The sequence below is a fragment of the Myxococcus sp. AM010 genome (genome assembly GCF_013372585.1).
GTDB lineage: Bacteria > Myxococcota > Myxococcia > Myxococcales > Myxococcaceae > Myxococcus > Myxococcus vastator.
This window is the reverse complement of sequence record NZ_JABXEO010000072.1, coordinates 1-24,119: the sequence shown is the minus strand read 5'-3', so window position 1 is coordinate 24,119 and position 24,119 is coordinate 1. Positions and strand designations below refer to the sequence as shown.

General features: G+C 66.4%; 20 protein-coding genes and 1 pseudogene. 3 read left to right on the top strand and 18 right to left on the bottom strand.

Annotation, left to right across the window (positions count from 1 at the left end):
- Positions 1-24: 24 nt before the first annotated feature.
- The 18 genes from pilQ to HV826_RS27195 all read right to left on the bottom strand — a co-directional run bounded on the left by pilQ (position 25) and on the right by HV826_RS27195 (position 21,628).
- Positions 25-2,745 carry a type IV pilus secretin PilQ gene (gene pilQ, locus HV826_RS27280; RefSeq protein ID WP_176410996.1) on the bottom strand — a complete coding sequence of 907 codons (2,721 nt, stop codon included), beginning with the start codon at positions 2,743-2,745 and terminating at the stop codon, positions 25-27.
- 57 nt (positions 2,746-2,802) lie between these two features.
- A complete protein-coding gene (locus tag HV826_RS27275) occupies positions 2,803-3,366 on the bottom strand; it encodes a pilus assembly protein PilP (protein ID WP_176410995.1) in 564 nt (187 codons plus the stop codon).
- Positions 3,367-3,410: 44 nt separating this feature from the next.
- The gene (locus HV826_RS27270) at positions 3,411-4,037 is read right to left on the bottom strand and encodes a type 4a pilus biogenesis protein PilO (protein ID WP_176410994.1); all 627 of its coding nucleotides are present in this window, start codon (positions 4,035-4,037) and stop codon (positions 3,411-3,413) included.
- Between the two features lie 15 nt (positions 4,038-4,052).
- Positions 4,053-4,730: a PilN domain-containing protein gene (locus HV826_RS27265; protein WP_176410993.1), complete on the bottom strand. Its 678-nt coding sequence runs from the start codon at positions 4,728-4,730 to the stop codon at positions 4,053-4,055.
- Between the two features lie 26 nt (positions 4,731-4,756).
- A complete protein-coding gene (gene pilM, locus HV826_RS27260) occupies positions 4,757-5,839 on the bottom strand; it encodes a type IV pilus assembly protein PilM (protein WP_176410992.1) in 1,083 nt (360 codons plus the stop codon).
- 214 nt (positions 5,840-6,053) lie between these two features.
- On the bottom strand, positions 6,054-7,478 hold the full coding sequence (locus HV826_RS27255; RefSeq protein WP_176419891.1) for a sigma-54 dependent transcriptional regulator: 1,425 nt from the start codon (positions 7,476-7,478) through the stop codon (positions 6,054-6,056).
- A 73-nt stretch (positions 7,479-7,551) separates the two neighbouring features.
- The gene (locus HV826_RS27250; protein WP_176419890.1) at positions 7,552-8,673 is read right to left on the bottom strand and encodes a sensor histidine kinase; all 1,122 of its coding nucleotides are present in this window, start codon (positions 8,671-8,673) and stop codon (positions 7,552-7,554) included.
- Positions 8,674-8,689: 16 nt separating this feature from the next.
- Complete coding sequence (locus tag HV826_RS27245) at positions 8,690-9,697, bottom strand: A24 family peptidase (protein WP_176410989.1); 1,008 nt, start codon at positions 9,695-9,697, stop codon at positions 8,690-8,692.
- Positions 9,698-9,720: 23 nt separating this feature from the next.
- On the bottom strand, positions 9,721-10,488 hold the full coding sequence (locus HV826_RS27240) for an ABC transporter permease (RefSeq protein ID WP_176410988.1): 768 nt from the start codon (positions 10,486-10,488) through the stop codon (positions 9,721-9,723).
- The gene (locus HV826_RS27235) at positions 10,488-11,462 is read right to left on the bottom strand and encodes an ABC transporter ATP-binding protein (RefSeq protein WP_176410987.1); all 975 of its coding nucleotides are present in this window, start codon (positions 11,460-11,462) and stop codon (positions 10,488-10,490) included. The genes HV826_RS27240 and HV826_RS27235 overlap by 1 nt, the downstream gene beginning before the upstream one ends.
- Positions 11,459-12,379, bottom strand: a complete 921-nt coding sequence (locus HV826_RS27230; RefSeq protein ID WP_255217441.1) for an ABC transporter — start codon at positions 12,377-12,379, stop codon at positions 11,459-11,461. Before HV826_RS27230 ends, HV826_RS27235 begins: the two co-directional genes overlap by 4 nt.
- A gap of 93 nt (positions 12,380-12,472) precedes the next feature.
- Positions 12,473-13,114, bottom strand: a complete 642-nt coding sequence (pilA, locus tag HV826_RS27225; protein ID WP_176410986.1) for a type IV pilin protein PilA — start codon at positions 13,112-13,114, stop codon at positions 12,473-12,475.
- 186 nt (positions 13,115-13,300) lie between these two features.
- Complete coding sequence (locus tag HV826_RS27220; protein WP_176410985.1) at positions 13,301-14,737, bottom strand: sigma-54 dependent transcriptional regulator; 1,437 nt, start codon at positions 14,735-14,737, stop codon at positions 13,301-13,303.
- A complete protein-coding gene (locus HV826_RS27215) occupies positions 14,734-16,263 on the bottom strand; it encodes a nitrogen regulation protein NR(II) (protein WP_368671000.1) in 1,530 nt (509 codons plus the stop codon). Before HV826_RS27215 ends, HV826_RS27220 begins: the two co-directional genes overlap by 4 nt.
- A gap of 64 nt (positions 16,264-16,327) precedes the next feature.
- On the bottom strand, positions 16,328-17,581 hold the full coding sequence (locus HV826_RS27210) for a type II secretion system F family protein (RefSeq protein ID WP_176410983.1): 1,254 nt from the start codon (positions 17,579-17,581) through the stop codon (positions 16,328-16,330).
- A 57-nt stretch (positions 17,582-17,638) separates the two neighbouring features.
- On the bottom strand, positions 17,639-18,754 hold the full coding sequence (locus tag HV826_RS27205) for a type IV pilus twitching motility protein PilT (RefSeq protein WP_163784639.1): 1,116 nt from the start codon (positions 18,752-18,754) through the stop codon (positions 17,639-17,641).
- A gap of 42 nt (positions 18,755-18,796) precedes the next feature.
- Positions 18,797-20,497: a type IV-A pilus assembly ATPase PilB gene (pilB, locus tag HV826_RS27200; RefSeq protein WP_176419889.1), complete on the bottom strand. Its 1,701-nt coding sequence runs from the start codon at positions 20,495-20,497 to the stop codon at positions 18,797-18,799.
- A 204-nt stretch (positions 20,498-20,701) separates the two neighbouring features.
- Complete coding sequence (locus HV826_RS27195; RefSeq protein ID WP_176419888.1) at positions 20,702-21,628, bottom strand: bifunctional riboflavin kinase/FAD synthetase; 927 nt, start codon at positions 21,626-21,628, stop codon at positions 20,702-20,704.
- A 75-nt stretch (positions 21,629-21,703) separates the two neighbouring features.
- Here HV826_RS27195 and HV826_RS27190 point away from each other — a divergent pair, with 75 nt between their 5' ends.
- The 3 genes and pseudogenes from HV826_RS27190 to HV826_RS27180 all read left to right on the top strand — a co-directional run bounded on the left by HV826_RS27190 (position 21,704) and on the right by HV826_RS27180 (position 23,952).
- Positions 21,704-22,324, top strand: a complete 621-nt coding sequence (locus HV826_RS27190) for a tRNA (guanosine(46)-N(7))-methyltransferase TrmB (RefSeq protein ID WP_176419887.1) — start codon at positions 21,704-21,706, stop codon at positions 22,322-22,324.
- A 107-nt stretch (positions 22,325-22,431) separates the two neighbouring features.
- A pseudogene (locus tag HV826_RS27185) lies at positions 22,432-23,476 on the top strand (diguanylate cyclase).
- A 56-nt stretch (positions 23,477-23,532) separates the two neighbouring features.
- Complete coding sequence (locus HV826_RS27180) at positions 23,533-23,952, top strand: hypothetical protein (RefSeq protein ID WP_163786696.1); 420 nt, start codon at positions 23,533-23,535, stop codon at positions 23,950-23,952.
- The last annotated feature ends 167 nt before the right edge of the window (positions 23,953-24,119 follow it).

The window sequence follows — 24,119 nt, the reverse complement described above, 5'->3', positions numbered from 1 at the left end:
TGCACAAGGACGCAAGGGAAACCCTTACAGGGTCTGCGCGATGGTCTGCCGGTTGAGAATGCGGGGCGTGATGAAGATGAGGAGTTCCTGCCGGGTATCGGACTCAGTGTTGTTCTTGAATAGCAACCCCAGGACCGGGATCCTCGACAGGAACGGCACCGCGTTGACTTGCGAGGCGCCTCGGCGAACGTAGATGCCACCAATCACCGTCGTGTCTCCATCCTTCACAAGCACCTGGGTGTTGGCTTCCTTGCGCTGAATGGAAGGCTGACCGTTGGCACCCGTGCTGGACGGGTCGGGCTGGTTGTTGGACGCGTTGATGGACATCAACACGCTGCCATCCTGGGTGATGTGCGGCGTCACCTCAAGAGACAGACGCGCTTCCACGAACGTCGTGTTCACGCCCTGGGCGGACGTCTGGCTGAAGGGAATCGACACACCCTGGCTGATGCGCGCCGTGTTGTTGTCGAGCGTCGTCACCTTGGGAGCGGAGATGGTCTTCACGGTGCCTTCGTTCTCCGCCGCGGAGAGGCGCAAGTTGAGCTGCAGCGCGCCACCCGCCGAACCGAAGGTGAAGCCCATGGCGCCACCGACGCCCTGTCCCGTGCCCACCGGGAGGTTCACCGCGAAGTTCGGGTTGTCCGGGAGGCCCGGGGCCGCGCCTGTCACACCGCCCGTCACGGCAACGTTGTTCGGGAAGATCAAGCCCGTCGCATTGCCCGTCGCCTGCCCGGCACGCGCCTGGCCGCCCCACTGAACGCCGAGCGAGCGGCTGAAGGTGGTGTTGGCTTCCACGATGCGGCTCTCAATGAGCACCTGCGGCGTCTGCGTATCCAGGCTGCGAACCAATGAACGCGCCCGCTCGGTGTTGGAGCGCACGTCCTTGACGATGAGGACGTTCGTCCGTTGATCCACCGTCACCGAGCCCCGCTCGCTCAGTACATCCTTCACGCGGGCGGCCATCTCCGACGCCACGGCGTAGTTCACCGGGATGAGGTTGACCATCAGGTCTTCTTGCTGCTGGAGCGACTTCTTGCGCTCCTGGCGCAGACGGGCCTCCTCCTCCAACGTCTTCAGCGGCGCGATCCGGATGATGTTCCCGAACTCCTCCTTGCCCAGCGCCTTCGTGCGCAGCACGAGGTCCAGCGCCTGGTCCCAGGGAACGTTCCGCAGCCGAATGGTCACGCGACCACTCACGTCATCCGCCACCACGATGTTCTTCTTGGAGATCTCCGCGATGACGCGGAGGAGGTTCTGAATGTCGATGTCCTTGAACTCGAAGGACACCCGCTTCCCACGATAGCGGGCCTGCTGCGGCGCGCCCTCGGCCGCGTAGGCAGGCGCTTCGGTGGTGAAGCCGGCGGTCCGCTGAGCGACGGCGACCTCTTCCGTCTTCACGCCCTTGACGTCCAGGCGCCACGTCAGCGTGCTGCCGCTCTGGGACACCTTCTCCGCGATGGCCCCATCAGCGGCCACCACCAGACGGACCTTGCCGCCATTCCCTGGCACGCTGAAGGCGCTGATCATCTTCACCGGCGTCTCCAGTGCGCTGGTGTCGAGGCTCCGCTCCAGCTTCTTCGGAAGCCGCGCGGCATCCAGGGTCAGCACCGCGCTGCGGGGATCCGGCCGGTCGACCTTCCACGTCGCCGTCCCGGACAGCTTCATCACGATGCTGCCACCCGCGCTGTTCTCCTCGAAGCGTACGTCCTTCACCTCCACCACCGAGGAAGTCTCCGCCTTCGCGGGGGCCTGGCGAAGCGGCTCGACCTCCGTCACGGACGCAACGACTTCCTGCGCTTCAGGCGCCGGCGCGGCCTTGCGGGCCACGGCACCACCGAGCACGACCTCCAACCCGCGATTGGCACGGTCCACGCGATAGGCGGGCATCTTTCCGCGCACATCGAGAACCAACCGCACCTTGTCGGAGTGCGCGCCCACACGCACCTCGCGCAGCGCGCCCGATCCCACCCGCGGCGCCCGAGTCGCCAGCCCGACCCCAAACAGGTCGACTGCCAACCGAGGCGGGTCGGCGAGCTCCAGCACCTCATACCGGGCGATGTCGCCGTCGGCCCGGATGCGCAGTGTATCGTTCGCGAAGGACATAGCGGTGATGCGCTGAGCAGGGTTCGCGACCTCGCGCTCGTCTGCCTCGGCAGCCACCACGTTCTCGGGTAGCGCGGCCTTGGCAGGCCCGGAATCGGCCTTCTTGGGTTCGGTGGAGCGCACGGCGACCGCCACCGGCGCGCTCGGCTTCGCATCACTCTGGACCGAAGCGGCGCCTGGCTTCGACGAAGCCTCAGCGCGTGCCGTCTCCGGAGGGGACGCAACCGACTGCCCCGCGCCGTCCACCGAGATGACCACCCGGTTGCCATCCGCGCGGACGTCATATTGAGACGCCTTGTCGAGCGCCAGCAGCACCCGGCCAACGCTCGCGCGCTCGTCCGAGAACTGCGATGCGACGACACCGGAGACCGGGCCCGAGCCATCGTGGTGGCCCTTGATCCCCGTCGCATCCGCCGACGAGAGGTCCACCACCAGGCGCTCCGGACCACTCAGGCGGAACACGGTAAAGGTCGGTGGCCGGGTGCCGGTCACCACCACCTGGGCGCCCGAGCCCGTGCGGGACACATCCAGTCCCCGCAGCGTATTCAGCTCGGCGCCATGCACCCTGGCGCCCACAAGAACGACCGCCCACGCGGCCGCCAACATCCACTTGCCCCTCGTCACAGCGCTCTCCTCGAGCATGCGTCCCCTCAACAAGTTGGAAGCGGGCCACCGCCCGCGGGAGCGCCTTGGAGGGCGCTACTCTCCGAAATTCCTGCCCGTCATCATGTTGTAGGCGGGGTCCTTCTTCGCATCAGGCTTCAGCTGCAACATCACTGGATTCTTGATGATCTCGCCGTTGCCCGAGAACACCTCAGTGACTGTCACGGAATCACGAAGGATCTGCGTCACCTTGCCGCCCTGGCGCCCCATCCGGGTGTTGCGGCGCACGATGTGTCCCCGGCCCGCCGGGTCTTCAACCATGGCCATTGGACTCGCATCACCCGTGACGACCGCCACCAGCTTCAGCTGGTCCAGGTCGAACGCGCAGAGCGGCTCGCTGCAGGCGGACACCGGATTGGCGTTCACCGGCCCCAGGTCTTCAATGGGGCTTCGGAACGGGTCGCGCTTGCCCACCGGGTTGTACGTGTAGGCGTAGGCCGGTGCGGTCTGGGCCACGGCCTCCACGGGAGACTCCTTCACCGGCGCTGCCGCCGCCGCCTTGGGCTTCGCGGCCTTCGGCGCCGGGCTGGGCGTCTCGTCGCACGCGGCGAGCGCCAAGGCGAGCATCGCGGTGGTCATGGTGGCCTTGAACGTCTTCATCCTCAATCCCCTTGTCGCCCTACTTCTCGGGCGGATCAAGTTTCTTATTTCTTCGCCTTGGCGTTCTTGGTCTTCGCGTCCGCAGCGGGGAGGTTCTTCTGCTCCACGAACCGGAACGTCGTCGCGAGGAAGCTGCTCTGAAGAACGACCTTCTCGTTCTTGAGCGTGGCCGAATCGAGCTTGATGTTGTTGACGTTGACGATGCGCCGCATGTTCGCCATCTCCTGAAGGAAGATGGCGATCTCATGGTAGTTGCCGCTCACCGTCATCTTGATGGGGATGCGCGCGAAGAACTCGCCCCCGCCCACGGACTCCTTGTCGGGCGTCACGCTGGAGATTTGCAGGCCGCTCTTCTTGCCGATGTCGTTGATTTGCGCGAGCAGCTCTTCGATGTCGCGCTGCTCGGGCAGCTCCGTCAGCGCCTCGGAGAGCTTCTGCTCGAGGACGTCCATCTCACGTCGACGCTCGTTGAGGTTCTGGGCGATCTCGCTCTTGTCGGCCAGTTCCATGTCCAGCTTCCGGCGCTGCGCGACCTGCGCCTTGATGGCTTCCTCCGTAGGCTGGATGAACATGAAGAAGTTGGCGACCGTGAGCGCGACCACGACGGCGGCCAGGCCACCGAACTTGATGGCCGGTGGCGCCTTGACGAATTGATCCAGGTACTTGTCCATGGCGAACGGCCTTCTTCAGATGGCGTAGTTGGACTTCAGGGAGATCTTGAAGTCGACGAGCGCGGGTGCACCGGACTCGGTCGACTTGCCCTGCGTGGCGTTCTTCAAGTCGATGCCCGTGAAGAACGGAGTGACCTGTGTCTGGGGGAACTCTTCGATGGTCGCTTCCGCGGTCAACAACTCCACCCGGGACGTCTTGGTCTCACGCCGCTCGTCCACCAGCCGGCCCATTCCCTTGGGCGTCCAGACGACGCTGTTGAGCCCTCGCATGAACTCCGCGACCTCGTCATGGCTCACCGCGGAGCCATCGATGGACACGATGTTCTTGGCCTCGACGAACGACTTCACCCACACCTTCTTGGGTGTGGCCGAGGCGAGCGCGTCCAGCATCCGAACGGGCCCGTTGCGCCCCTTGCGCAGCGAGTCCAGCACGGCCAGCTTCTTCTCGACCTCGGCCTTGCGGGTGTTGATGTTCTTCACCTCGCCGATGATCTTCTCCAACTCGGCGATCTTGGCCTTGGCCGTCGCGACGCCCTGGCGGTGTGACGCCAGCTCCGTGTCGCGATTGTCGTACCAGGCGTAGTTGGCCACGGCAGCGCCAACCAGGACCACGGCGAAGAGGACCAGCACCTGCCGGCCCATCTCGCGCTTCTTCACCGCCCGGACGGGCAGCAGGTTGATGCGAATCATCATGTGCGTCGTCTCCAGTGGGGGTCCGGTCAGGCCAGCTTGTCGCCCGGGCGCCGCAGCGCCAGTCCCACGGCCACCGCGGCCATGGGCGCCACGTCCATGATGAACGCGGGGTCGAACTTCCGGTTGTCCACTTCAATCTTGCGGAAGGGGTTGAGGATCTCCACCGGCACGCCGGTGCGCGCTTCAATGGTCTTGAACAGCGCGGGAATCTTCGCCGTGCCACCCGACAGGTAGACCTTGCTGAAGTTCGAGTCGGCGGCGGTGCCCGCGTAGAAGTCCAGTGAGCGCTGGATTTCACCGGCCACCTGCTCGGCCACGCTGGAGAGCACCCGCTCGACGTCCTGCGGCACGACGGCGTCCGCGTCCACCCCGTTGCCACCAATCTTCAGCGCCTCGGCCTCCTCGTAGGAGACGTTCAGCTGCTTCTGAATCTCCTCGGTGAACTGGTTGCCACCGATGGTGACGTCGCGGGTGAAGACCGTCGCGCCGTTGGAGATGATGTTGATGTTCACCACCGACGCGCCCGCGTTGATGAGCACCACCGTCTCGCGGTCCGGCACGTCGTAATTGACGGAGAACATGTTCTGGACGGCGAAGGCGTCCACGTCCACGACCACCGGGGCCAGGCCGGCCTCGGAGACCACCGTGGTGTAGTCGTTGATCATGTCCTTCTTGGCCGCCACCAGCAGCACGTCCATCTGCCCCGTGGCGTCGTTGCCGCCGCCGTCGAGGATCTGCGTGTCGATGTTCACGTCCTTCACATCGAACGGGATGTACTGCTCCGCCTCCCACTGGATGCTCTCCTCGAGCTCGTCCTGGGACATGCGAGGCATCTGAATCTTCTTGATGATGACCGAGTGGCCGGAGACGCCGATGGCCACGTCCTTGCCCTTCACCTTCAGCTCGGACATCAGGTCCTGCACGGCCTGGACGATGGCCGTGGAGTTCATCAGCGCGCCGTCGACGATGGCCTCTGGGGGCAGCGGCTTCATCCCGAAGCTCTGCAGCGCGTAGATGACCTCGCCGCGCTTGCGCTGCTCCTTGAGCAGAATCATCTTGATGGACGTCGATCCGATATCCAGGCCGAGTACCAGTTTGCCCTTCGCCATGCTTGACTCCGTCGAGAGGCGGCCAGCGTAGCACTGGCCGTCAACCCCTCCTAAAAAGTGCCTGGAGCCCGCCTGCCCTCCGGACGGACGGGAGCCGCGCACCACCTACTGCGCCGGGCCCCTCAACACCGTCGCGGAGGCCCGATTTTCCGGCCTCCGGCGCGTTCCGTCAAATGCCGGCCGCTCCGTCCGACTTCTGGACCGATCCCGCACCTCAGCCCCGCTCCGCCTCGGCATCCGGATCGATGCCGTACTCCTTGATTTTGTAGAGGAGCGCCCGGTGACTGATGTCCAGCAGCTCCGCCGCCCGCGTGCGGTTGCCCTTCGTCTTCCTCAGGGCGGCTCGGATGTAGGACTCCTCCATCTCCCGGATGGCGCGCTTGAGTGACAGGTCGCCACCATCCTGTAGCACCGCCCCCCCCTGCGGCGTCGCACCTTGCTGTCCGGGTGGGGGGGCCGCCCACAGCCTTTCGGGCAGGTTCGTCGGCAGGATGAGCGCCTCGTCCGCCAGCAGGACGGCACGCTCCATGGCGTTCTCCAACTCGCGGACGTTTCCCGGCCACGCATAGCCCGTCAGGAGCGCCTCGGCCTCCGCGGAGAGCCCCGCGACGGGAGGCTCCCGATTCAGCTCGCGGTTGAAGCGAGCAATGAACGTCCGCGCCAACAGCGGCACGTCTTCCCGCCGCTCCCGCAGCGGCGGGACTCGGAGGTTCACGACGTTCAGGCGGTAGTACAAGTCCTCGCGGAACTCTCCCTTCGCCACCAGCCGGGACAGGTCCCGCAGAGTGGCGGCCACCACGCGAACGTTCACCTTCTCGACGCGGTTCTCCCCTACCGGGCGGATTTCCCCCTCCTGGAGGACGCGCAGCAACTTCACCTGGGCGGACAGTGGCAGCTCTCCCACTTCGTCCAGGAAGAGCGTGCCGCCATCCGCCTCCGCGAAGAGGCCTCGCTTCGCGGTGCGCGCGTCCGTGAAGGCGCCCTTCGCGTGGCCGAACAGCTCGCTCTCGATGAGCCCAGAGGGAATGGCGCCGCAGTTGAGCGCCACGAAGGACATCGGTGCGCGAGGGCTGCGCACGTGCAGCTCCCGCGCGATGAGCTCCTTGCCCGTGCCGCTCTCGCCGCTGATGAGCACGGTCGTGTCGACGGGTGCGAGCCGGGCCACCTGGCGCAGCAACGCGTGCAAGGCGGGGCTCTCTCCGAGGATGTGGCCTTCGGGCGTGGATGGCAGGCTCGCCTGCTTCAGGCGCCGGTTCTCACGGAGCAGCCGCTCACGCTCCTCCGCCTTGCGAAGGACGAAGACGATTTCATCCGGCTTGAAGGGCTTCTGGACGTAGTCGAACGCGCCAGCGGCGACGGCCTGGAGTGCCTGCTCCTGCGAGCCGTAGGCGCTCATCACCACGGCCGTCAGTGCGGGATGCGCCGCCAGGGCCTCGCGCAGCACGGAGAGCCCGTCCTTCTTCGGCATGCGAACGTCACAGAGCAGCACGTCGTAGTCACGCGCGTTGAGCTCCTTCAGCGCGTCCTCGCCGTCGGCCACCGCGCGCACTTCATAGCCATGGCCGGTCAGCACCAAGGTGAGGATGTGCCGGATGGAGGGCTCATCATCGGCGACGAGAATGGTGCGGAAGAGGGGCATGGCCGTCTTGACACATCATCGCGCACCCGCGAGGGCGCCGATAGCTTCCGCCCTGACGTCACGCGCGTTTTCCTCAGGGTACGGGCAGACGCACCGTGAAGCGGGCGCCGCCCTCCGGAACATTCTCTGCTTCGAGCCGCCCCCCCATGACCTGCGCCAGACGCTGGGACACCGCCAGTCCCAGTCCAGTTCCCTCGCGCCCCTTGGTCGTGAAGAAGGGCTCGAACAGGCGAGGCATCACGTCCTCGGGGATGCCGGTTCCACCATCCTCGACGACCAGGCGAACCTCGTCCGAAACCTGTCGCGTGGCGACTCGCACGCACCCCTGCCCGCCCATGGCCTGGGCGGCGTTCAGCAACAGGTTGATGACGATTTGCGAGAGCGGACCTGGGTCCGCGCGTGCGAGCAGCCCTGGCTCCAGCTCCAGCGCCACCGTCACGCCAGTCAGCTCGGGTGCGGCACGAACCAGGCGCACGCAAGTCTCCACCACTGCGCCCACTTCCACCGGATCGAGCGAGGTGGTGCCAGGACGTCCCAGGTCGAGCAGGCCCCGGATGATGCGGTCGATGCGCTGGACCTCGTGGTCGATGCGCTCCAGGAAGTCCTTCAGCTCGGGCGTGTCCGCCTGGGTCTGCGCCAGCGCCACGTAGCCGAGAATTCCCGCCAACGGATTACCCACCTCGTGCGCGACGCCTGCGGCCAGTCTGCCCACCGTGGCGAGCCGCTCCGAGGCAATCAGCTCCGTCTGCGTGCGCGCCAGTTGGGCATTGGATTCACGCAGGGATGCCATCTGCGCGCGTGTGAGCGCCTGCTCCTCACGCAGTGCCTCCGCCATGCGCTGCAGGGCGCGCTGGATGCGCGATACCAATGTTCCGCCCGACGTCGGCACCAGGCGCGGCTCCAACTCCAATCGACCGAACTGCTCGACCACCGCCTCGGTACGGCGCAAGGGACGTCCCACCATCAGGTCCAGGACCACGTAGGCGAGCACCGTCAGCGCGACGAGGTCCAATCCCAGGACCCAGGGAAGAATGCTCCGGAGGCGAATCAGCGCCTCGTGCTCCGTGCTTCCTTCGGGCACCCACCGGCGGAGTGCGTCCAGCAGTCGGAGGAGCACCGGCTGGACGGACAACCAGGTGAGGCCTGTCGACACGGAGCCCAGCAGGAACGCGACGCTGGCAATCCGCCACTTCATCGCATCCCCGCCGTGCTCACGGCAGGCCGCCCAGCATCATGGCGATGTCCGCGGGCAACACCCGTGACAGCCAGGGCCCCAGGAGCAGCAGCTCCAGCCCCGCGAGCGCCAGCCAGGGCCCGAATGGAATGCTGGTGCGCTCCGGGACCCAGTCCTCCTCCTGTCCCTCTTCATCCAGGGGCGCGTCGGGGATGGGCTGGACCAACAGGCACAATGGCACCAGCAACAGTCGCTTCCAGAGCGGAAGCCCTGGCTGAGTGAACTCCCAGGTCATCGTGAGCGGAGCCGGCTCGCCCTCGGGCTCCTCGGGCGCGTCCTCCGCACGAGGGCCCGCCCGGCCCGTCAGAAGCAACATCAGGATGCCCACCACGGCGCCCTGCATGGATGCGAACAGCAACACGCCCAAGAGCGCGCGCCAGGTCAGGAACGCTCCGAGCAGGGCCACGAGATACTTGTCCCCCGCCCCCAGCGCCTCGCGCTGGAACACCTTCCAGCCGATGTACTCCATCATCCGGAAGGTCAGGAATCCCACCGTCGCGCCAATCAGCGCGTCACGGAAGGCCTCCGTCCCCAGCGGGATGGCCAGGATGAGCCCCGCCAGCATGCCCGACACCGTCATGGACAGCGGCAGAATCCAGTGGTCCAGGTCGATGAAGGCGAGTGGGACGAGGAAGGACACGAGCACCAACGCGGGCACCAGCTCGTACGTCCAACCGAAGCGTCGCAGGCACGCGAAGTACAGGAGCCCCGTCAGCAACTCCACCAACGGGTACCGCACGGAGATGGGGGTGCGGCACCCCCGGCAGCGCGCCCGCAGCGCCAGCCAGGACAACAGCGGGATGTTCTCGTACCAGGCCAGGACGTGCCCGCACTTGGGGCACCGCGAGCCCGGACGCACGATGCTCTGGTCCAGCGGCACCCGCGCGATGACGACGTTGAGGAAGCTGCCCACGCACAGGCCGAGCACGAACAGGAACACGGCGAACAGGGGCCCGAAGTATCCCGGGAGGGAGGAGTGCGTCACAGAGGACGCATCCTACCCGAGCTTCAGCGGAAGTCGCGCCGCTCGAACACGATTGAAGCCAGCACGCAGAAGAACGCCCCCCAGCCCAATGCATAGAGCGTGGCGGTCCCCAGCTCAACGGCCGTCACATCGATGGCATACGTGGCACGTGGCCGGAAGTTGAACCGCTCCAGGTTGGGCAGCGCGTAATAGGTGGCCTTGCTGACCCACTGGACGAACTCGACCTTGGACTTCACGCCGAGGTTGTAGATGTCCGAGCAGAGGTGGCCCGCGAAGTAGAGCCCCGTCGTCACCAGCGCGGAGACGAGCTGGCTGGAGAACGTGGACATCAAGAACCCCGCGCTGGTGAGGACGAACAGCTCCAGGTAGAGCCCCCACAAGGCGGCCATTTGCGGCTGGGTGATGGGCGAGCGGTGCAGGACAAGCTCCACCCAGAACAGCAGCGTCATGGCCACCAGCAACACCCCCAGGGTGAGCATGTTGCCCGCGAGCCGTGCCAGCAGGAACCGGCTCCGGGACAGCGGCTTGGACACCATCAAGAAGATGGTCCGCCGCTCGATTTCACGGCTGATGAGGCCGGACGACAGGTAGATGGAGAGGAAGACGAGCAGCAGGCTCATCACCCCGAGTCCGAAGTCGGTCACCACCCTGTCGAAGGTGCTGACGGTGACCTCGGTGATGAGCGTGGTGGCGAAGAGCAGCAAGAGCGCGAAGGCAGCCACAAGCACCGTCACCCGATTGCGGCGCGCCTCGCGGAACCCGTTCCACGCCATGGCGGCGAAGGCACCCATCACTGGATCTCCCCTCCCACCGTCTGCCCACCGGCCTGCTTCATCGCGTCCAGGAAGAGGTCCTCCAGCGAGAAGCGCGCGGGCTGCACCCGGCTCACGCGCCCTCCCTTGTTGAGCACGGCCTGAAGCAGGCCGTGCGAGTCGGCGTCCGGTACGCGCAGCAGGACCCGGCTGTCCAACTGCTGCGCCTGTTCGTACGTGAACCCCAGCGACTGGAGCTGTTCCAAAGGAAGCCCGTGCACGACCATCTCCACGGAGGGCGCCTTCGCGGACACCAGCTCCTGCACGCTCCCTTCCTGAACGCGCCGCCCGCCGACCAGCACCACCACGCGGTCACAGAGGGACTCGACGTCGGAGATGATGTGGGTACAGAAGAGGATGGTCGTCCCCTTCTCCCGCTCGGCCAGGATGAGGTCGCGCATCTGTCTGCGGCCCAGGGGATCCAAGCCGGAGGTGGGCTCATCCAGCACGAGCAGGCGCGGCCCGCTGATGAGCGCCTGGGCCAGCGCGGTGCGCTGCACCATGCCCTTGGAGTAGCGGCGAATCTGCAGGTCGGAGGCTCGGCCCATTCCCACCTCGCCGAGCACCCGATCCACGCGCTGGTCGAGCTCATGGCCGCTCAGACCGAAGATGCGGCCGGCAAGCGTTACGAACTCCCGCCCGGTGAGATACTCGTAGAGCGAAGGGTTCTCAGGAAGAAAGCCCACCTGTCGCCGGACATGGGGCCGGTCGGGCGGCTCGCCAAAGAGCAGTGCCTGTCCTTCGGAGGCCCGGACCAGCCCCATGAGAATCTTGATCGTGGTGGACTTCCCCGCGCCGTTCGGCCCCAGCAACCCGTAGACCTGCCCGGGCGCAATCTCCAGGTCCAGCCCTTGAAGCGCCTTGACGTGCTTGTTGAGGAAGAAGCCCACCCGGTACGTCTTGGACAGCCCACGGATAGATACAGGGAGACTCGAAGCAGGTGCCGCCGTCATGGTGAATCCTCCGCCTCATCAAGCTGGATTCCCCCTGCCGCGAGGTCTTCCCTCAACTCTTGCTTCTTCGCGTGGTCATACATCTCCAACCTGTAGAGCCCTGATGTCGAGCGTGCGCGTCCACGCCTGTCGATAAAGAACTGCCCCTCCAAAGGGTCCATGGGCATCTGCTTCAGAAACCCCGTGCTGACTAGGACAGGGACCGCCTTCGGGCGCTCCCCATGCTCCTTCTGATACGCCTCGATGGCAGCGTCAATCTGGGTCAGGACCCGCTCACGCAGGAGTTCCTTGATACGGTGCACATAGAACGCACGCGACTCCTCGTCCTCCGCGCCGTCTAGCAGCATCTGCGCCATCTGCAGGCCCATGTCGAAGTGACCCGCCTGGGCGTAGAGACGCGTCGCGAGTTGGGGCAGATGGGGCGGCGTATCAGGGAGCTTCGACAAACGCATGAGCAGGTCGGCGGCGGCCTTGTACTCCCTGTCGTACGTCATCTTGTTGTAGGCAAGCTGGAACAGGAACCGGCGGTCATCTGGGAACGCGGCCAGCCCCTTGGTGAGCAACCGGGACGACAGGTCCACGTTCACCCACTGCTCCCGCCCCAGGTTGAAAGGGGTGGTGATGGCGCCCCACTCGTAGACGTACCGGAACTTCGCGTCGAGGTCCGTCGCCAGGTCCGAATAGAAATAGACGTCCCGGTATTCGGTGGCGGTGTTGGCGCGCCCCACCTGCTGAATGGCCTGGAGCCAGTAGAAGTCCGCCAGCAGCGGCTTCTGCGCCGCGCCTAGGACTTCCAGCAACTCCCTGCGAGGAAGGATGGGACCATCCTGGGTCCGCAAAGGCCTGGCCGGCTTCTCCGCCATCAAGGCGATGGAGCACACCGCCAGCACCAGCACCACGAGCCGCGTGAGTAACATGGGGTTCCAGAATAGCGAAAGGCCGCCTCCCTACGCAGGAAGGCGGCCCGAAGAACAGTGGACAGGCCACTGCTCATTCCACGTCAGGCGAGACTACTCGTCGCAGGCCACGTCGTTATTGTCGTTGTACGGCGTACCGGAGGACACAGTGGAATCCTCAGAGCAGGCCGACAGCGAACCATCACCCTCGAAGCCAGCGATCACCCAGTTGTCCAGGCCCGCCTCGTTGTCGGCGTTGCCCGACGCGCCAGCGAGGAAGTTACAGTTCGGGCAATCCTGCTGCACGCCGAACGTGGTGCCATCCCAGCCACCAGAGCCAACCGCGGCGAAGTTCGCGACCGCGAAGGTCGGCGCCGCCGCCGTCCCGCCGAAGCGGAAGGCGTCATAGGAGATGGAGGAGATGCCGTCCGCAGCAGGAGCAATGTCCGCAGCCGCGCGCAGCTCCGCCTCACCAGAGCCCACGCTGAGGATGTAGCCGTAGCGGTTGCCGCGCTCCGGCGAGAAGCCGATCTCGTTGGCGAAGTTCGAGTAACGGTCCTTCTCAGAGAAGAACGACTTCTGCGCGGTGAAGAGCGCCTTGAGGTTCGTCTTCGCCTCGGACTGCTTCGAGCGGGCCTGGAACTTGATGAAGTTCGGGATGGCGATGGCCGCCAGGATGCCGATGATGGCGACCACGATCATGAGCTCGATGAGCGTGAAGCCACGGTTGCGGGGGTTGAATCGCGAGACGCGCATGGGGGATCCTCGAGGAAGGTTGCAACGGGGGGCACTGCGCCCGCCGTGAACACTAGCACCGAGCATGCCAACCGGCCTCAGGCCGCCAAGGCCCCAGATTTTCAAAGCTTGGAGGAAGCCCCCGTGGCGGATGGGTCCAGGGCTGACAAAATTCGGCAGTGACGCTGACGAGAACTGTCGATCAGCCTACGCATCCGCCGGCCCCCCCGGCTCCACGTCATCGGTGAGCCCGTGCTTGGCCAGCCGATAGCGGAAGGAACGGAATGAAAGGCCCAGGAGTTCCGCGGCGCGGGTCTTCACCCCTCCGGCCTGCTTCATCGCCGCCATCAGGTATCGACGCTCGCTCTCATCGAGGTGTCGCTCCAGGTTGAAGCCCGCGCCCAGCCCTGGTTCGCCTCCTTCCAGGGTCCGCACGGCGGGGTCTGAATCGCCCCGCACGGCTGGGGGAAGCGTCGAGGGGCTCAGGAGGTCCGAATCGGACAGGGTCGCGGCCCGCTCCACCATGTTCTGCAACTGCCGGACGTTGCCCGGAAACGGGTAGCGCTCCAGCAACGCGAGTGTCTCGGGGGCGAAGCGCAGAGCGGGGCGCCCCAGTTCCTCCGCCATTCGCGACAGGAAGTACTTCGCCAACAGCGAGATGTCGCCAGCACGCTCACGCAGTGGCGGCAGTTCCACTGTAATCACGTTGAGCCGGTAGAAGAGGTCCTCACGGAAGCGACCGGCCTTCACCTCGGCTTCGAGCCTCCGATTGGTCGCCGCGATGACGCGCGCCTGAAACGGAATCTCCACGGCGCTGCCCACCGGCTTCACCTTCCGCTCCTGGAGCACCCGGAGCAGCTTCACCTGTGTGGCGAGCGGCATCTCCCCTACTTCATCCAGCATGACGGTGCCGTCACCCGCCGCCACGAGGAGCCCCGAGCGGTCCGAGGTCGCCCCCGTGAAGGCCCCCCTCACATGTCCGAAGAGTTCGCTCTCCAGCGTGCCTTCATTGAGCGCGGCGCAGTTGAAGGGCAGGAACGGTCGCGCGGCCCGGCTGCCGCGCATGTGGATGGCGCGCCCCACCAGTTCCTTGCCCGTGCCGCTCTCGCCCATCACCAGCACGGTGCTCCGCCCGGAAGCCACCTTCTCCACCAGGGCCCAGACCGCTTGCATCCGGGCGCTCTGCCCCACGGCCCCATCCAAGCCAGGAAACAGGCGCGCTCTGAGGCCACTGTTCTCCTGCCGGAGCGAGCGCTTCTCCAGGGCCTTCTGGACCAGCAGCCGCATCTCCTCGTTGTCGAAGGGCTTGCAGATGTAGTCGTAGGCGCCTTCGCGCATCGCCTCCACCGCTGCCGCAGGAGTGCCATAGGCAGTGATGAGCACCACTTCCGGAGATGCGGGACGGGCCCGGGCGGCGCGCAGCACATCCAGGCCACTTCCCGTGCCCAACTTCAAATCGGAGATGACCAGGTCCACCCCGTCCTGGGCCAGCACGTCACACGCGCCCTTCACGCCCGCGACACTCGTCACCGAGTATCCCTCCCTCTGGAGCAACAGCTCGAGGTACTCGCGCATGGACAGCTCGTCGTCGACCACGAGGATGTGGCCGCGCGCTCCCAGGTCTCCTCCCGGGGCCGACGTCATAGCGGCAACCCCACCATGAACTCAGTGCCCTCGTCGCGATTCGAGCGAACCTGGATGGAGCCACCATGGGCCCGGATGATGGAGTGCGCGGTGGACAGCCCCAGCCCCGTGCCGCCATCGCGTGTGGTGAAGAACGGCTCGAACAAGTGCCCCATCATCTCCTCCGAAATCCCTCCCCCCGAGTCCCAGATGCGGATTCTCGCCTCATTCTCGTCTCGCGTCAGCGCGACCTTTACGTGACCTCGCGGACCTGCTGCCTGGAAGCCGTTTCGCACCAGGTTGATGAGGACCTGCCGGAGCTGATCCGGGTCAACCGCGACCGCCACCGCATCAGGCGCGCTGACCTCCACCCGGACATCACGTGCCAGCGGGTCCACGCGGAGCATGTCCACGGTCTCCGTCACGAGCGTCGCGAGGGGAACCACCTGCAACACGGGCATTGGAGGCCGTGCGAAGCGCAGGAATTCCTCGACGAGCCTCGCCAACCGGTCCGACTCCCGCATCAGGATGTTGGTGAGCTTCTGTGAGACACCGTCCTGCGCATCCTGCGCCAGCAACTGCGCCGAGCCGCGCATGGAGGCCAGTGGATTGCGCAACTCATGCGCCAGTTGAGCGGACAGCGCTCCCAGGCTCGCCAGCCGGTCCGCCCGCTTCAGGTCATTCTCCATCCGGCGAAGCTGCGTGAGGTCCTGAAAGACCATCAACAAGGCCCCCGGCTCGCCATCCAGCGGCGTCACCGACAACCCCAGAATGCGCCGCTTCGCCCCCTGCCCCACGACCAGCTCACTGCGAGGAGACCGCGGAGCCAGGCCCGATACTCCAGGCAGGAGCGTTTCGACCTCTGTCCCGACGACGCTGGCAGTCTCCACTTGAAGGATGGTGCAGCCCGCGGGGTTGACGTACGTGATGCGGCGCTCCGCATCACACGTCGCAAGCCCCGAAGGCATGGAGGTGAGGATCTGCTGCTGAAGCCGCCCCAATCGGTGGAGGTCCGCTTCTCGAGCGGACAATGCGCCACCAGCCACGGAGAGTTGACGCGAAAGGTAGCCCGCGAGGACAGCGATGAGCCCCAATGCGAGCGAGTTGCTTCCCAGGACGAACATCACCCGGGTCGGAGGCATCAGTCCTCCAGGAGCATCTCCCAGGAACCGTGCTCCCACGACCAGCGCGGCGAAGCACAGCGTGGACGCCGCGGCAGCCCAAAGCGCCCCGCGCCGGTCCAAGACGACAGCCGCGCCAATGACGGACAGGCTGTAGAGGAAAGTCAGGGGCGAGTCCGCGCCGCCACTCAGGTAGACCAGCCCGGTGGCGATGACCACGTCGCCAGCGACCTGGACCCAGGCATCACTCAGCCCTCCACGCCCGCGCCGCAGCCTCAGCCCCACCACCAGCGTCGAAACGTACGCGACGACGATGACCGCGAGCGACAGGGTATCAGCCCGGCTCAGCTCCTGAGTGGGCTGCAGGAGCAGCCGCGCGAGGGTGATGACGAGCGACAGGCTCGCGGCCACCGTGCGGAACAGCACGAGCCATACGAGCCGCGACCTGAAGGCGCCCCCCTCCTGGGGGCGCCCGACTACGACAACAGCGCTACTGGATGGCGCCGGCAAGCGAGAAGATGGGCAGGTACATGCCGATGAGGAAGCCACCGACCACGCCGCCGAGGAACACCATCAGCACCGGCTCAATCATCGCCGTGAGGCTGTTGATGGCCGCGTCCACCTCGTCGTCGTAGAAGTCGGCGATCTTGTTGAGCATGGTGTCCATGGCACCCGTCGCCTCACCCACGCCGATCATCTGCACCACCATGGACGGGAACACCTTCGTCTCCGCCAGGGGGCCCGCGATGTTCTTGCCCTCGGCGATCTTCCCGCGGACGTAGATGATGGCGTCTTCCACCGTCCGGTTACCTGCCGTCTTCGCGGTGACGTCCAGCGCGTCCAGGATGGGCACGCCGGAGGAGATCATGGTCCCCAGCGTGCGGGTGAACCGGGCCACGGCCACCTTGCGGAGCACAGGCCCGAAGACGGGCATGAAGAGGAACACCTTGTCCCAGAACTTCCGGCCACGCGGCTGCCGGTAGCTCCACGTGAAGGACATCACCACCGCGGTAATCGACGCAGCCGCATGGAAGAAGTAGTCCTGCGCGATGTGCGAGAAGTTCACGATCATCTGCGTGGGGCCTGGCAGCTCCGAGCCGAAGTCCGCGAACATCTTCTCGAAGACGGGCGTCACCTTCATCAGCAGCACGCCCGTCACGCCAATGGCCACCAGGATGACGATGACCGGATAGGTCATCGCGCTCTTCACCTTGGACTTGAGCTTCTCGTTCTTCTCCCGGTACGCCGCGAGCCGGTTGAGGATGGCGTCGAGGATACCGCCCACCTCGCCCGCGGCGCAGAGCTGGACGTAGAGTTCGTCGAAGACCTTGGGGTGCTCCTTCAGCGCGTCCGCGAAGGTGCTGCCCTGCTCCACCTTGCCCTTGATGGCGAACAGCACCTTCTTGAAGGAAGGGTTGTCCATCTGGCTCGCGAGGATGTCGAGGCACTGCACCAGCGGGAGGCCGGCGTCGATCATCGTGGCGAACTGACGGGTGAAGACGAGGATGTCCTTGCCTTCGACGCCGCCCAGGCCAGGGATGGAGATGTCCCCATCCAGCAGGCCCTTCCTGCGCACCTTGACGGGGTTCAGGCCCAGGGACTTGAGGCGCGCGTTGACGGCCTCGACGTCCATCGCCTCCATCTCACCCTTTTTGGACTCCCCGCTCTTGGTCTTCGCCTCCCAAAGGAACTGGGCGGTGACCTTCTTGGGAGCTGATGCCGACTTCACTGCTGGGGCTGCCATGAGCTGGACCTCCGCGGGTGCCGCGCCACTCTAACCGTTGATCTCCGAATCCCGGAACTAACGACCACCCGCTCCCCCGCCTGGCCGCTGCATCCCGGGCAGCGTCCCACCGCCCGTGGCCAGGATGTTGCGCAGCTCATCAGGATCCGTAGAACGCCCAAAGGCCTCGTCCTGGGTGATGAGCCGCCGCAGCAGCAGCGCCGCCAGGGCCTGGTTGAAGGTCTGCATGCCGAACTTCGCCTGGCCGACCTGCATGGACGAATAAATCTGGTGGACCTTGTCCTCGCGGATGAGGTTCCGGATCGCGGGGTTGGGCACCATCACCTCCAGCGCCAGGATGCGGCCAGGGCCGCCCGCCTTTGACACCAGCGCCTGGCTCATGACCCCCTCCAGCACGAAGGACATCTGCGCGCGGACCTGCGGCTGCTGGTACGGCGGGAACACGTCCAGCACGCGGTTGATGGTCTGCACCGCGCTGTTGGTGTGGAGCGTCGCGTAGCAGATGTGGCCTGTCTCCGCGATGGTGAGCGCCGCCTCAATCGTCTCCAGGTCGCGGAGCTCACCGACGAGCACCACGTCCGGGTCCTGGCGAAGGATGTACTTGAGGGCCGTCTTGAAGTTCCGCGTGTCCGCCCCCACCTCGCGCTGATTCACGAGGCAGTTCTTGTGCGGGTGCAGGTACTCGATGGGGTCCTCGATGGTCATGATGTGCTCATGACGCTCGGTGTTGATCTTGTCGATCATCGAGGCCAGCGTGGTGGACTTGCCCGAGCCCGTGGGGCCCGTCACCAGGATGAGCCCGCGCGACTTCTTCACCAGCTCCGCCACCACCGGCGGCAACCCCAGCTCCTGGAACGTCAGAATCTTGAAGGGAATGGTCCGGAACGCCGCGGCGACCGCGCCACGCTGCATGAAGATGTTGGCGCGGAAGCGTGACAGGCCCTTCACGCCGAAGGACAGGTCCAGCTCGTTGTCCTCTTCGAACTTGTGCTTCTGGGCGTCCGTGAGGATGGAGTAGCAGAGCTGCTTCGTCTCCACCGGAGTCAGCGGCGCCGTCTTCAAGGGGACGAGCTCGCCGTCGACGCGAAGCTGCGGCGGAGAGCCGGTGGTGATGTGGAGGTCGGAAGCGCCCTTCTCGACCATCGCCTTGAGGAGCTGGTGCAGGTTGGCCACGGGGGGGATGTCCTTCAGCGGGAGTGCGGTGGGGGAGGTTGATTAGAAGCGGTCCGGGGCGGTGTTTCCCACCACCTCTTCCAACGTGGTGGCGCCGTCCATCATCTTGCGAAGACCGCTCATGCGCAGGCTGCTCATGCCCAGGCGGATGGCCTCCTGCTTCAGCTCCGCGGCGGAGGCGCCGTTGATGACCAGCTCCTTGAGGCCGTCCCAGAAGGGCATGACCTCGTAGATGGCCACGCGGCCCCGGTAGCCACGGTCGTTGCAGTCGCGGCAGCCGACCTTCTCGTACATCGTGAAGGTGCCAATCTTGTCCGGCGGCACACCCGCGTCGATGAGCGCCTGCTCGTCCACGTTCTCCGCCGGCTTCTTGCACGCCGGGCACAGCCGACGCGCCAGACGCTGGGCGAGGATGAGGTTGAGCGACGCCGTCACGAGGAACGGCTCGATGCCCATGTTCAGCAGGCGGCTCACCGTGCCCGGGGCGTCGTTGGTGTGCAGCGTGGAGAGCACCAGGTGGCCCGTGAGCGCCGCCTTCACGCCAATCTCCGCCGTCTCGAAGTCACGGATCTCACCAATCATGATGATGTCCGGGTCCTGGCGGAGGAAGGAGCGCAGCGCCGCGGCGAAGTTCAGGCCGATGTCGTCATGCATCTGCACCTGGTTGATGCCGGCGAAGTTGAACTCGACCGGGTCCTCCGCGGTGCAGATGTTGGTGTCCAGGCCGTTGAGGCTTGCGAGCGCCGAGTACAGCGTCGTCGTCTTGCCCGAGCCCGTCGGGCCCGTCACCAGCACCATGCCGTAGGGCCGGTCGATGGCCTCCTTGAACCAGGCCAGCGGCTGCGCGTCGAAGCCCAGCTTCGTCATGTCCAACTGGAGGTTGCTCTTGTCGAGCAGACGCATCACGACCTTCTCGCCGAAGAGCGTGGGACACACGCTCACGCGGAAGTCCATCTCCTTGCCGCCGCCCATCTTGATCTTGATGCGGCCGTCCTGCGGCAGGCGCCGCTCGGAGATGTCCAGCGAGGCCATGATCTTCAAACGCGACGTAATCGCGTTGCGCAGCTTCATCGGCGGGCGCATCACCTCGTACATCACACCGTCGATGCGGAAGCGGACGCGGAAGTCCTTCTCGTACGGCTCGACGTGGATGTCGGACGCGCGCTTCTTGATGGCGTCCATGAGGATGAGGTTCACCAGCTTGACCACGGGCGCGTCGTCCGCGGCCTTGGCCATCTCATCGATGTTCTCCGTCTCCTCCTTGGTGACCTCGATGTCGTCATCGACGTCGCCGACGATGTCCTCCAGCGACGGGCCCTTCTCCGCGTAGTAGCGCTCGATGGCCTCGCGGATGGAGACCTCCGAGGCGACCACCGTCTCGATGTTGTAGCCGGTGAGGAACTTCAGGTCGTCCACCGCGAAGATGTTGGACGGGTCGCACATGGCCACGATGAGCGACGGCCCCGCGCGATTGACGGGCACCACCAGGTGCTTCTCCGCCACCTCCTTCGGCACCAGCTTGATGATGTCCGGCTCGACGTCGAAGTCCTTCAGGTTGATGGCCGGCACGCCGTACTGCTTGGAGAGGAAGTCGGTCAGCTTCGACTCCTCGATGGCGCCCGTCTTGACGAGCGCGGTGCCGATGCGCGTGCCGTTCTTCTGCTGCTCTTCCTGGGCCTTGCGCAGCTGCTGCACGGAGATGAGGTTCTCGCGAACCAGCAGTTCACCGAGTCGACCGGACATTCGTTGATGCCTCTTCCTTGAAGAAGAAAGAAACGGGCGGGGGCCCGCCTCCGAGCTCAAAGACGCGGGAGCGGTGCCCGGGTGACTCACACCCCATGGCACGGTTCCTGATTGCGAATTAGAGGGGAGCCGCGCGCGCGCGTCAAGGCGCCCTCGCCTGCTCCCCTGCTCTCACAACCCATTGAACGGACACGGGAAAATTGCTCAGCCCTCCGCGCGAGCAATCACGGCGCGCGCGGCCTCCACGTCACGCTTGATCTGCCCCGTCAACTCCACCACCGAGCCGAACCGCTGCTCGGGGCGCAGGCGCTCAAGGAACTGCACGCGCAGCTCCTTGCCGTACAGGTCGCCGGTGAAGTCGAGCAGGTGCGCCTCGATCGTCACCTCCGTGCCGCCAAAGGTGGGCTTCACACCGATGTTCGCCGCGCCGCCATGCCAGGTGCCTTTTGACTCGCCCGGCAGTTGGACGCGGATGGCGTAGACTCCCGGTGCGGGGCGCAGCTCATTCTGCGTGTCCACGTTCGCCGTGGGGAAGCCGATGCCCCGTCCCCGCCCCGCGCCCGTCACCACCGTGCCGTCCAGGTCGAAGGGACGCCCCAGCAGCCGCCGCGCCGCGGACACGCGCCCCTCCAGGATGTACTCGCGCACGCGTGACGACGACGCCACCACGCCATCCACCGTGACGGGCGGAACCACGTGCACCGTCGCCCCGCGCCGAGCCGCCGCCTCGCGCAGCGTCTCCACGGTGCCGCGCCGGGCCGCGCCGTAGGTGAAGTCGCTGCCCACCACGACGTGCGCGACGCCGAGCGCGTCGAAGAGCGCGGCCTCGAAGTCCGCGGGCGGCGTGCGCGCGTATTCGCGCGAGAAGGGCTGCACCACCGCCGCGTCCAGTCCGCACGCCTCGAACAGCTCCAGCTTGCGCGGCAGCAGGGTGATGAGCTTCGGCGCCAGCTCCGGCTGGAGCACCTTGCCCGGGTGGGGATTGAAGGTGAAGGCGGCGGCCCGCCCGTGGCGACGCGCCTCCGCGAAGAGGGCCTGATGGCCCACGTGCACACCGTCGAAGTTGCCCAGCGCGAGCGCCTGTCCGGCCAGCGCTCGGCCCGCGTCCGCCACCGCAGGGAAGACCTTCATGGGCTCCCGTATACTCCAGGCCTCGCGTTTTTCCCTGGCCAAACCCGTCGTCGCCATGGTTGGTGGCGCCCGCCCATGACCCGTCCTCGCCTGCTCCCCGAGCCCGTCGGCCTCAAGTTCGTCACGCTGGAGACCCCGCCGGACTGGGACGCCGAGTTCGGCTTCAGCGGACCGCTCGAGCTGGAGATCGGCTCCGGCGTCGGCGGCCACGCCTTGGAGTACTGCCGCCGCCACCCCGAGGTGCGCTTCGTCGCCTTCGAGTGGCGCAAGAAGTACGCGCGCGACACCCAGGACCGCGGCGACAAGGCGGGCCTGCGCAACCTGCGCGTCATCGAAGCCGATGCCCGCTCCATCGTGCCCCGCATCTTCGCGCCCGACTCGCTCGCCGCCATCCACCTCCAGTTCCCCGACCCCTGGTGGAAGCGCTCCCACGCCAAGCGCGCCGTGATTCAGCCCGCGTTCGCCGAGCTGCTGTACGGCAAGCTCGCACCGGGCGGACTCTTCGACATGCGCACCGATGTCCAGGACCGCGGCGTGACGATGCTCACCATCCTGGAATCCGCTGGTTTCAAGAACCCCCTGGGTTCAGGCGTTTTCCATCCTTATGACCCGGAGGAGGTGCCCTCCACGCGTGAGCGCCGCTACCTGGCCAGCGGCGAGCCTGTGTACCGGGCGCGGCTATTGAAGCCTGCCTGACGTCGGCGCCACGGGCGCTCGCCGAGCCGCTTGCATCCCAGGCACGGGCCGTGAGAATGGCGGGCAACCCCGCACCGCGGGATGACCGCACCGGGGGCGAGACATTCATGGCGGATGGCGAACGGAAGAGGACGCTGGAGGTCGCCCGCCGTGCCCCGCTCGGAGGGGAACTCAGTGGCCGCACGGTGCTCATCGCGGACGATGACCCGGTGCATGTCCGGCACGTGCGCGACGGCCTGGCCCCTCACGGGTACGTCTTCACCGAGGCGCATGACGGTGCCCAGGCGCTGTCCGCCATCCGGGAGTCCCGCCCCGACCTCATCCTCATGGACGTGGAGATGCCGGGGCTGGGCGGCGTGGAGGTGTGCCGCATCGTCAAGGCGAACGCGGGTGAGGACGGCTTTGGCTTCATCCCCGTGATTCTCATGACGGCCCGGCAGGCCGCGGGGAAGGTGGAGGGGCTGGAGCTGGGGGCGGACGACTACCTCGTGAAGCCCTTCGACATGCTCGAGCTGTCGGCCCGCGTGAAGTCCATGCTGCGGCTGAAGGCGCTGCAGGACGCGCTGGTGGAGAAGAACCGGGAGCTGGACCGCGCCAACAAGGAGTTGGCGGCGCGGCGCGAAGAGCTGCTGACGCTCACCCGCACGGATGCCCTCACCGGCCTGTCGAACCGGCGCGCCTTGGAGGAGCGGCTGAATGACGAGTTCGCCCGCTCTCGGCGTTATGGGGCGCCCCTGTCCCTGGTGATGCTGGACATCGACCACTTCAAGCGCATCAACGACAGCTTCGGGCACCCCTTCGGGGACCACGTACTGAAGGCCGTGGCCCAGACGGCGCGGGCGCGGCTGCGGGAGGTGGACCTGCTGGCGCGCTACGGCGGCGAGGAGTTCATCGCCCTGCTCCCGGAGACGGGCCCCGCGGACGCGCTCCGGGTCTGCGAGCGGATGCGCGACGCCATCGCCGCCCTGGAGCTGGAGCATGTGGGGGGGGAGTGGCAAGCCGCAGTGCGTGCGGCTGACCGCGTCATTGGGCGTGGCGACGGTGCCCTCGGGCGACCTCCCGAGCGTGGAGGCGCTGCTGCGGGCTGCGGACGCCTGCCTCTATGCGGCCAAGGGAGCAGGCCGCAATCGCGTCCATCAGCACGCCGCGTGACATGTCCGAACCTCGGGCTTTCCCCCGGCGACGCTTTGACCTAAACCCCTGTCCCCATGCGTCTCTCCGCGACGATGCCCTGGCTGGTAGCGCTGGTCCTGGTGCTGGGCCTGGGTGGCTGCAACCGGCCGCGCTTCGGCACCCCGCAGGACGCCTACACGTCCTTCCACCGGCTGGTGAAGCGAGGGGAGCTGCAGCAGGCGTGGGGCGCGCTGTCCAAGCCCACCCAGGACGCGCTGGCGCAGCGGGCGCAGGTGGTAGGCGCAGCCTCCGGTGGTGAAGAAAAGCCGGAGCCCCTGGCCCTCTTCTTCGCGAATGTCCCTCCGCCTCCGGATGTTACGGAGGTCTCGCTGGTCCGGGAGGAGGGAGACGTGGCGACAGTGCTCGTGCGCGCGGGAGGCAACTCTCACGAGGTCCGGATGGTCCGTGAACCGTCCGGATGGAAGGTCGACCTTTCAGCATCCCTCCAGCCGTGAAGCCGGGCATGCCCGGAAAACTCGCACCAGGTAACGTACGACTGTGAACGACAGGAAGACACGGCGGGTGATTCCCGCGGTCGAAGTCATCCGGCGCCCGGCATCGACGCCCGGCACTGCCGCTCCGACCCCGACTCCGGCGCCCACGCCGCGCCCCACGCCCACCC

What these genes read in the sequence shown, in the direction of transcription:
- HV826_RS27230 (WP_255217441.1), bottom strand. Translation starts at nt 12,379, where the DNA reads ATGTTACTCACGCGGCTCGTGGTGCTGGTGCTGGCGGTGTGCTCCATC.
- HV826_RS27180 (WP_163786696.1), top strand. Translation starts at nt 23,533, where the DNA reads ATGCGTCTCTCCGCGACGATGCCCTGGCTGGTAGCGCTGGTCCTGGTG.
- pilM (WP_176410992.1), bottom strand. Translation starts at nt 5,839, where the DNA reads ATGGCGAAGGGCAAACTGGTACTCGGCCTGGATATCGGATCGACGTCC.
- HV826_RS27250 (WP_176419890.1), bottom strand. Translation starts at nt 8,673, where the DNA reads ATGAAGTGGCGGATTGCCAGCGTCGCGTTCCTGCTGGGCTCCGTGTCG.
- HV826_RS27210 (WP_176410983.1), bottom strand. Translation starts at nt 17,581, where the DNA reads ATGGCAGCCCCAGCAGTGAAGTCGGCATCAGCTCCCAAGAAGGTCACC.
- HV826_RS27220 (WP_176410985.1), bottom strand. Translation starts at nt 14,737, where the DNA reads ATGACGTCGGCCCCGGGAGGAGACCTGGGAGCGCGCGGCCACATCCTC.
- HV826_RS27195 (WP_176419888.1), bottom strand. Translation starts at nt 21,628, where the DNA reads ATGAAGGTCTTCCCTGCGGTGGCGGACGCGGGCCGAGCGCTGGCCGGA.
- pilA (WP_176410986.1), bottom strand. Translation starts at nt 13,114, where the DNA reads ATGCGCGTCTCGCGATTCAACCCCCGCAACCGTGGCTTCACGCTCATC.
- HV826_RS27270 (WP_176410994.1), bottom strand. Translation starts at nt 4,037, where the DNA reads ATGGACAAGTACCTGGATCAATTCGTCAAGGCGCCACCGGCCATCAAG.
- HV826_RS27255 (WP_176419891.1), bottom strand. Translation starts at nt 7,478, where the DNA reads ATGCCCCTCTTCCGCACCATTCTCGTCGCCGATGATGAGCCCTCCATC.
- pilQ (WP_176410996.1), bottom strand. Translation starts at nt 2,745, where the DNA reads ATGCTCGAGGAGAGCGCTGTGACGAGGGGCAAGTGGATGTTGGCGGCC.
- HV826_RS27265 (WP_176410993.1), bottom strand. Translation starts at nt 4,730, where the DNA reads ATGATGATTCGCATCAACCTGCTGCCCGTCCGGGCGGTGAAGAAGCGC.
- HV826_RS27190 (WP_176419887.1), top strand. Translation starts at nt 21,704, where the DNA reads ATGACCCGTCCTCGCCTGCTCCCCGAGCCCGTCGGCCTCAAGTTCGTC.
- pilB (WP_176419889.1), bottom strand. Translation starts at nt 20,497, where the DNA reads ATGTCCGGTCGACTCGGTGAACTGCTGGTTCGCGAGAACCTCATCTCC.
- HV826_RS27275 (WP_176410995.1), bottom strand. Translation starts at nt 3,366, where the DNA reads ATGAAGACGTTCAAGGCCACCATGACCACCGCGATGCTCGCCTTGGCG.
- HV826_RS27240 (WP_176410988.1), bottom strand. Translation starts at nt 10,488, where the DNA reads ATGGGTGCCTTCGCCGCCATGGCGTGGAACGGGTTCCGCGAGGCGCGC.
- HV826_RS27235 (WP_176410987.1), bottom strand. Translation starts at nt 11,462, where the DNA reads ATGACGGCGGCACCTGCTTCGAGTCTCCCTGTATCTATCCGTGGGCTG.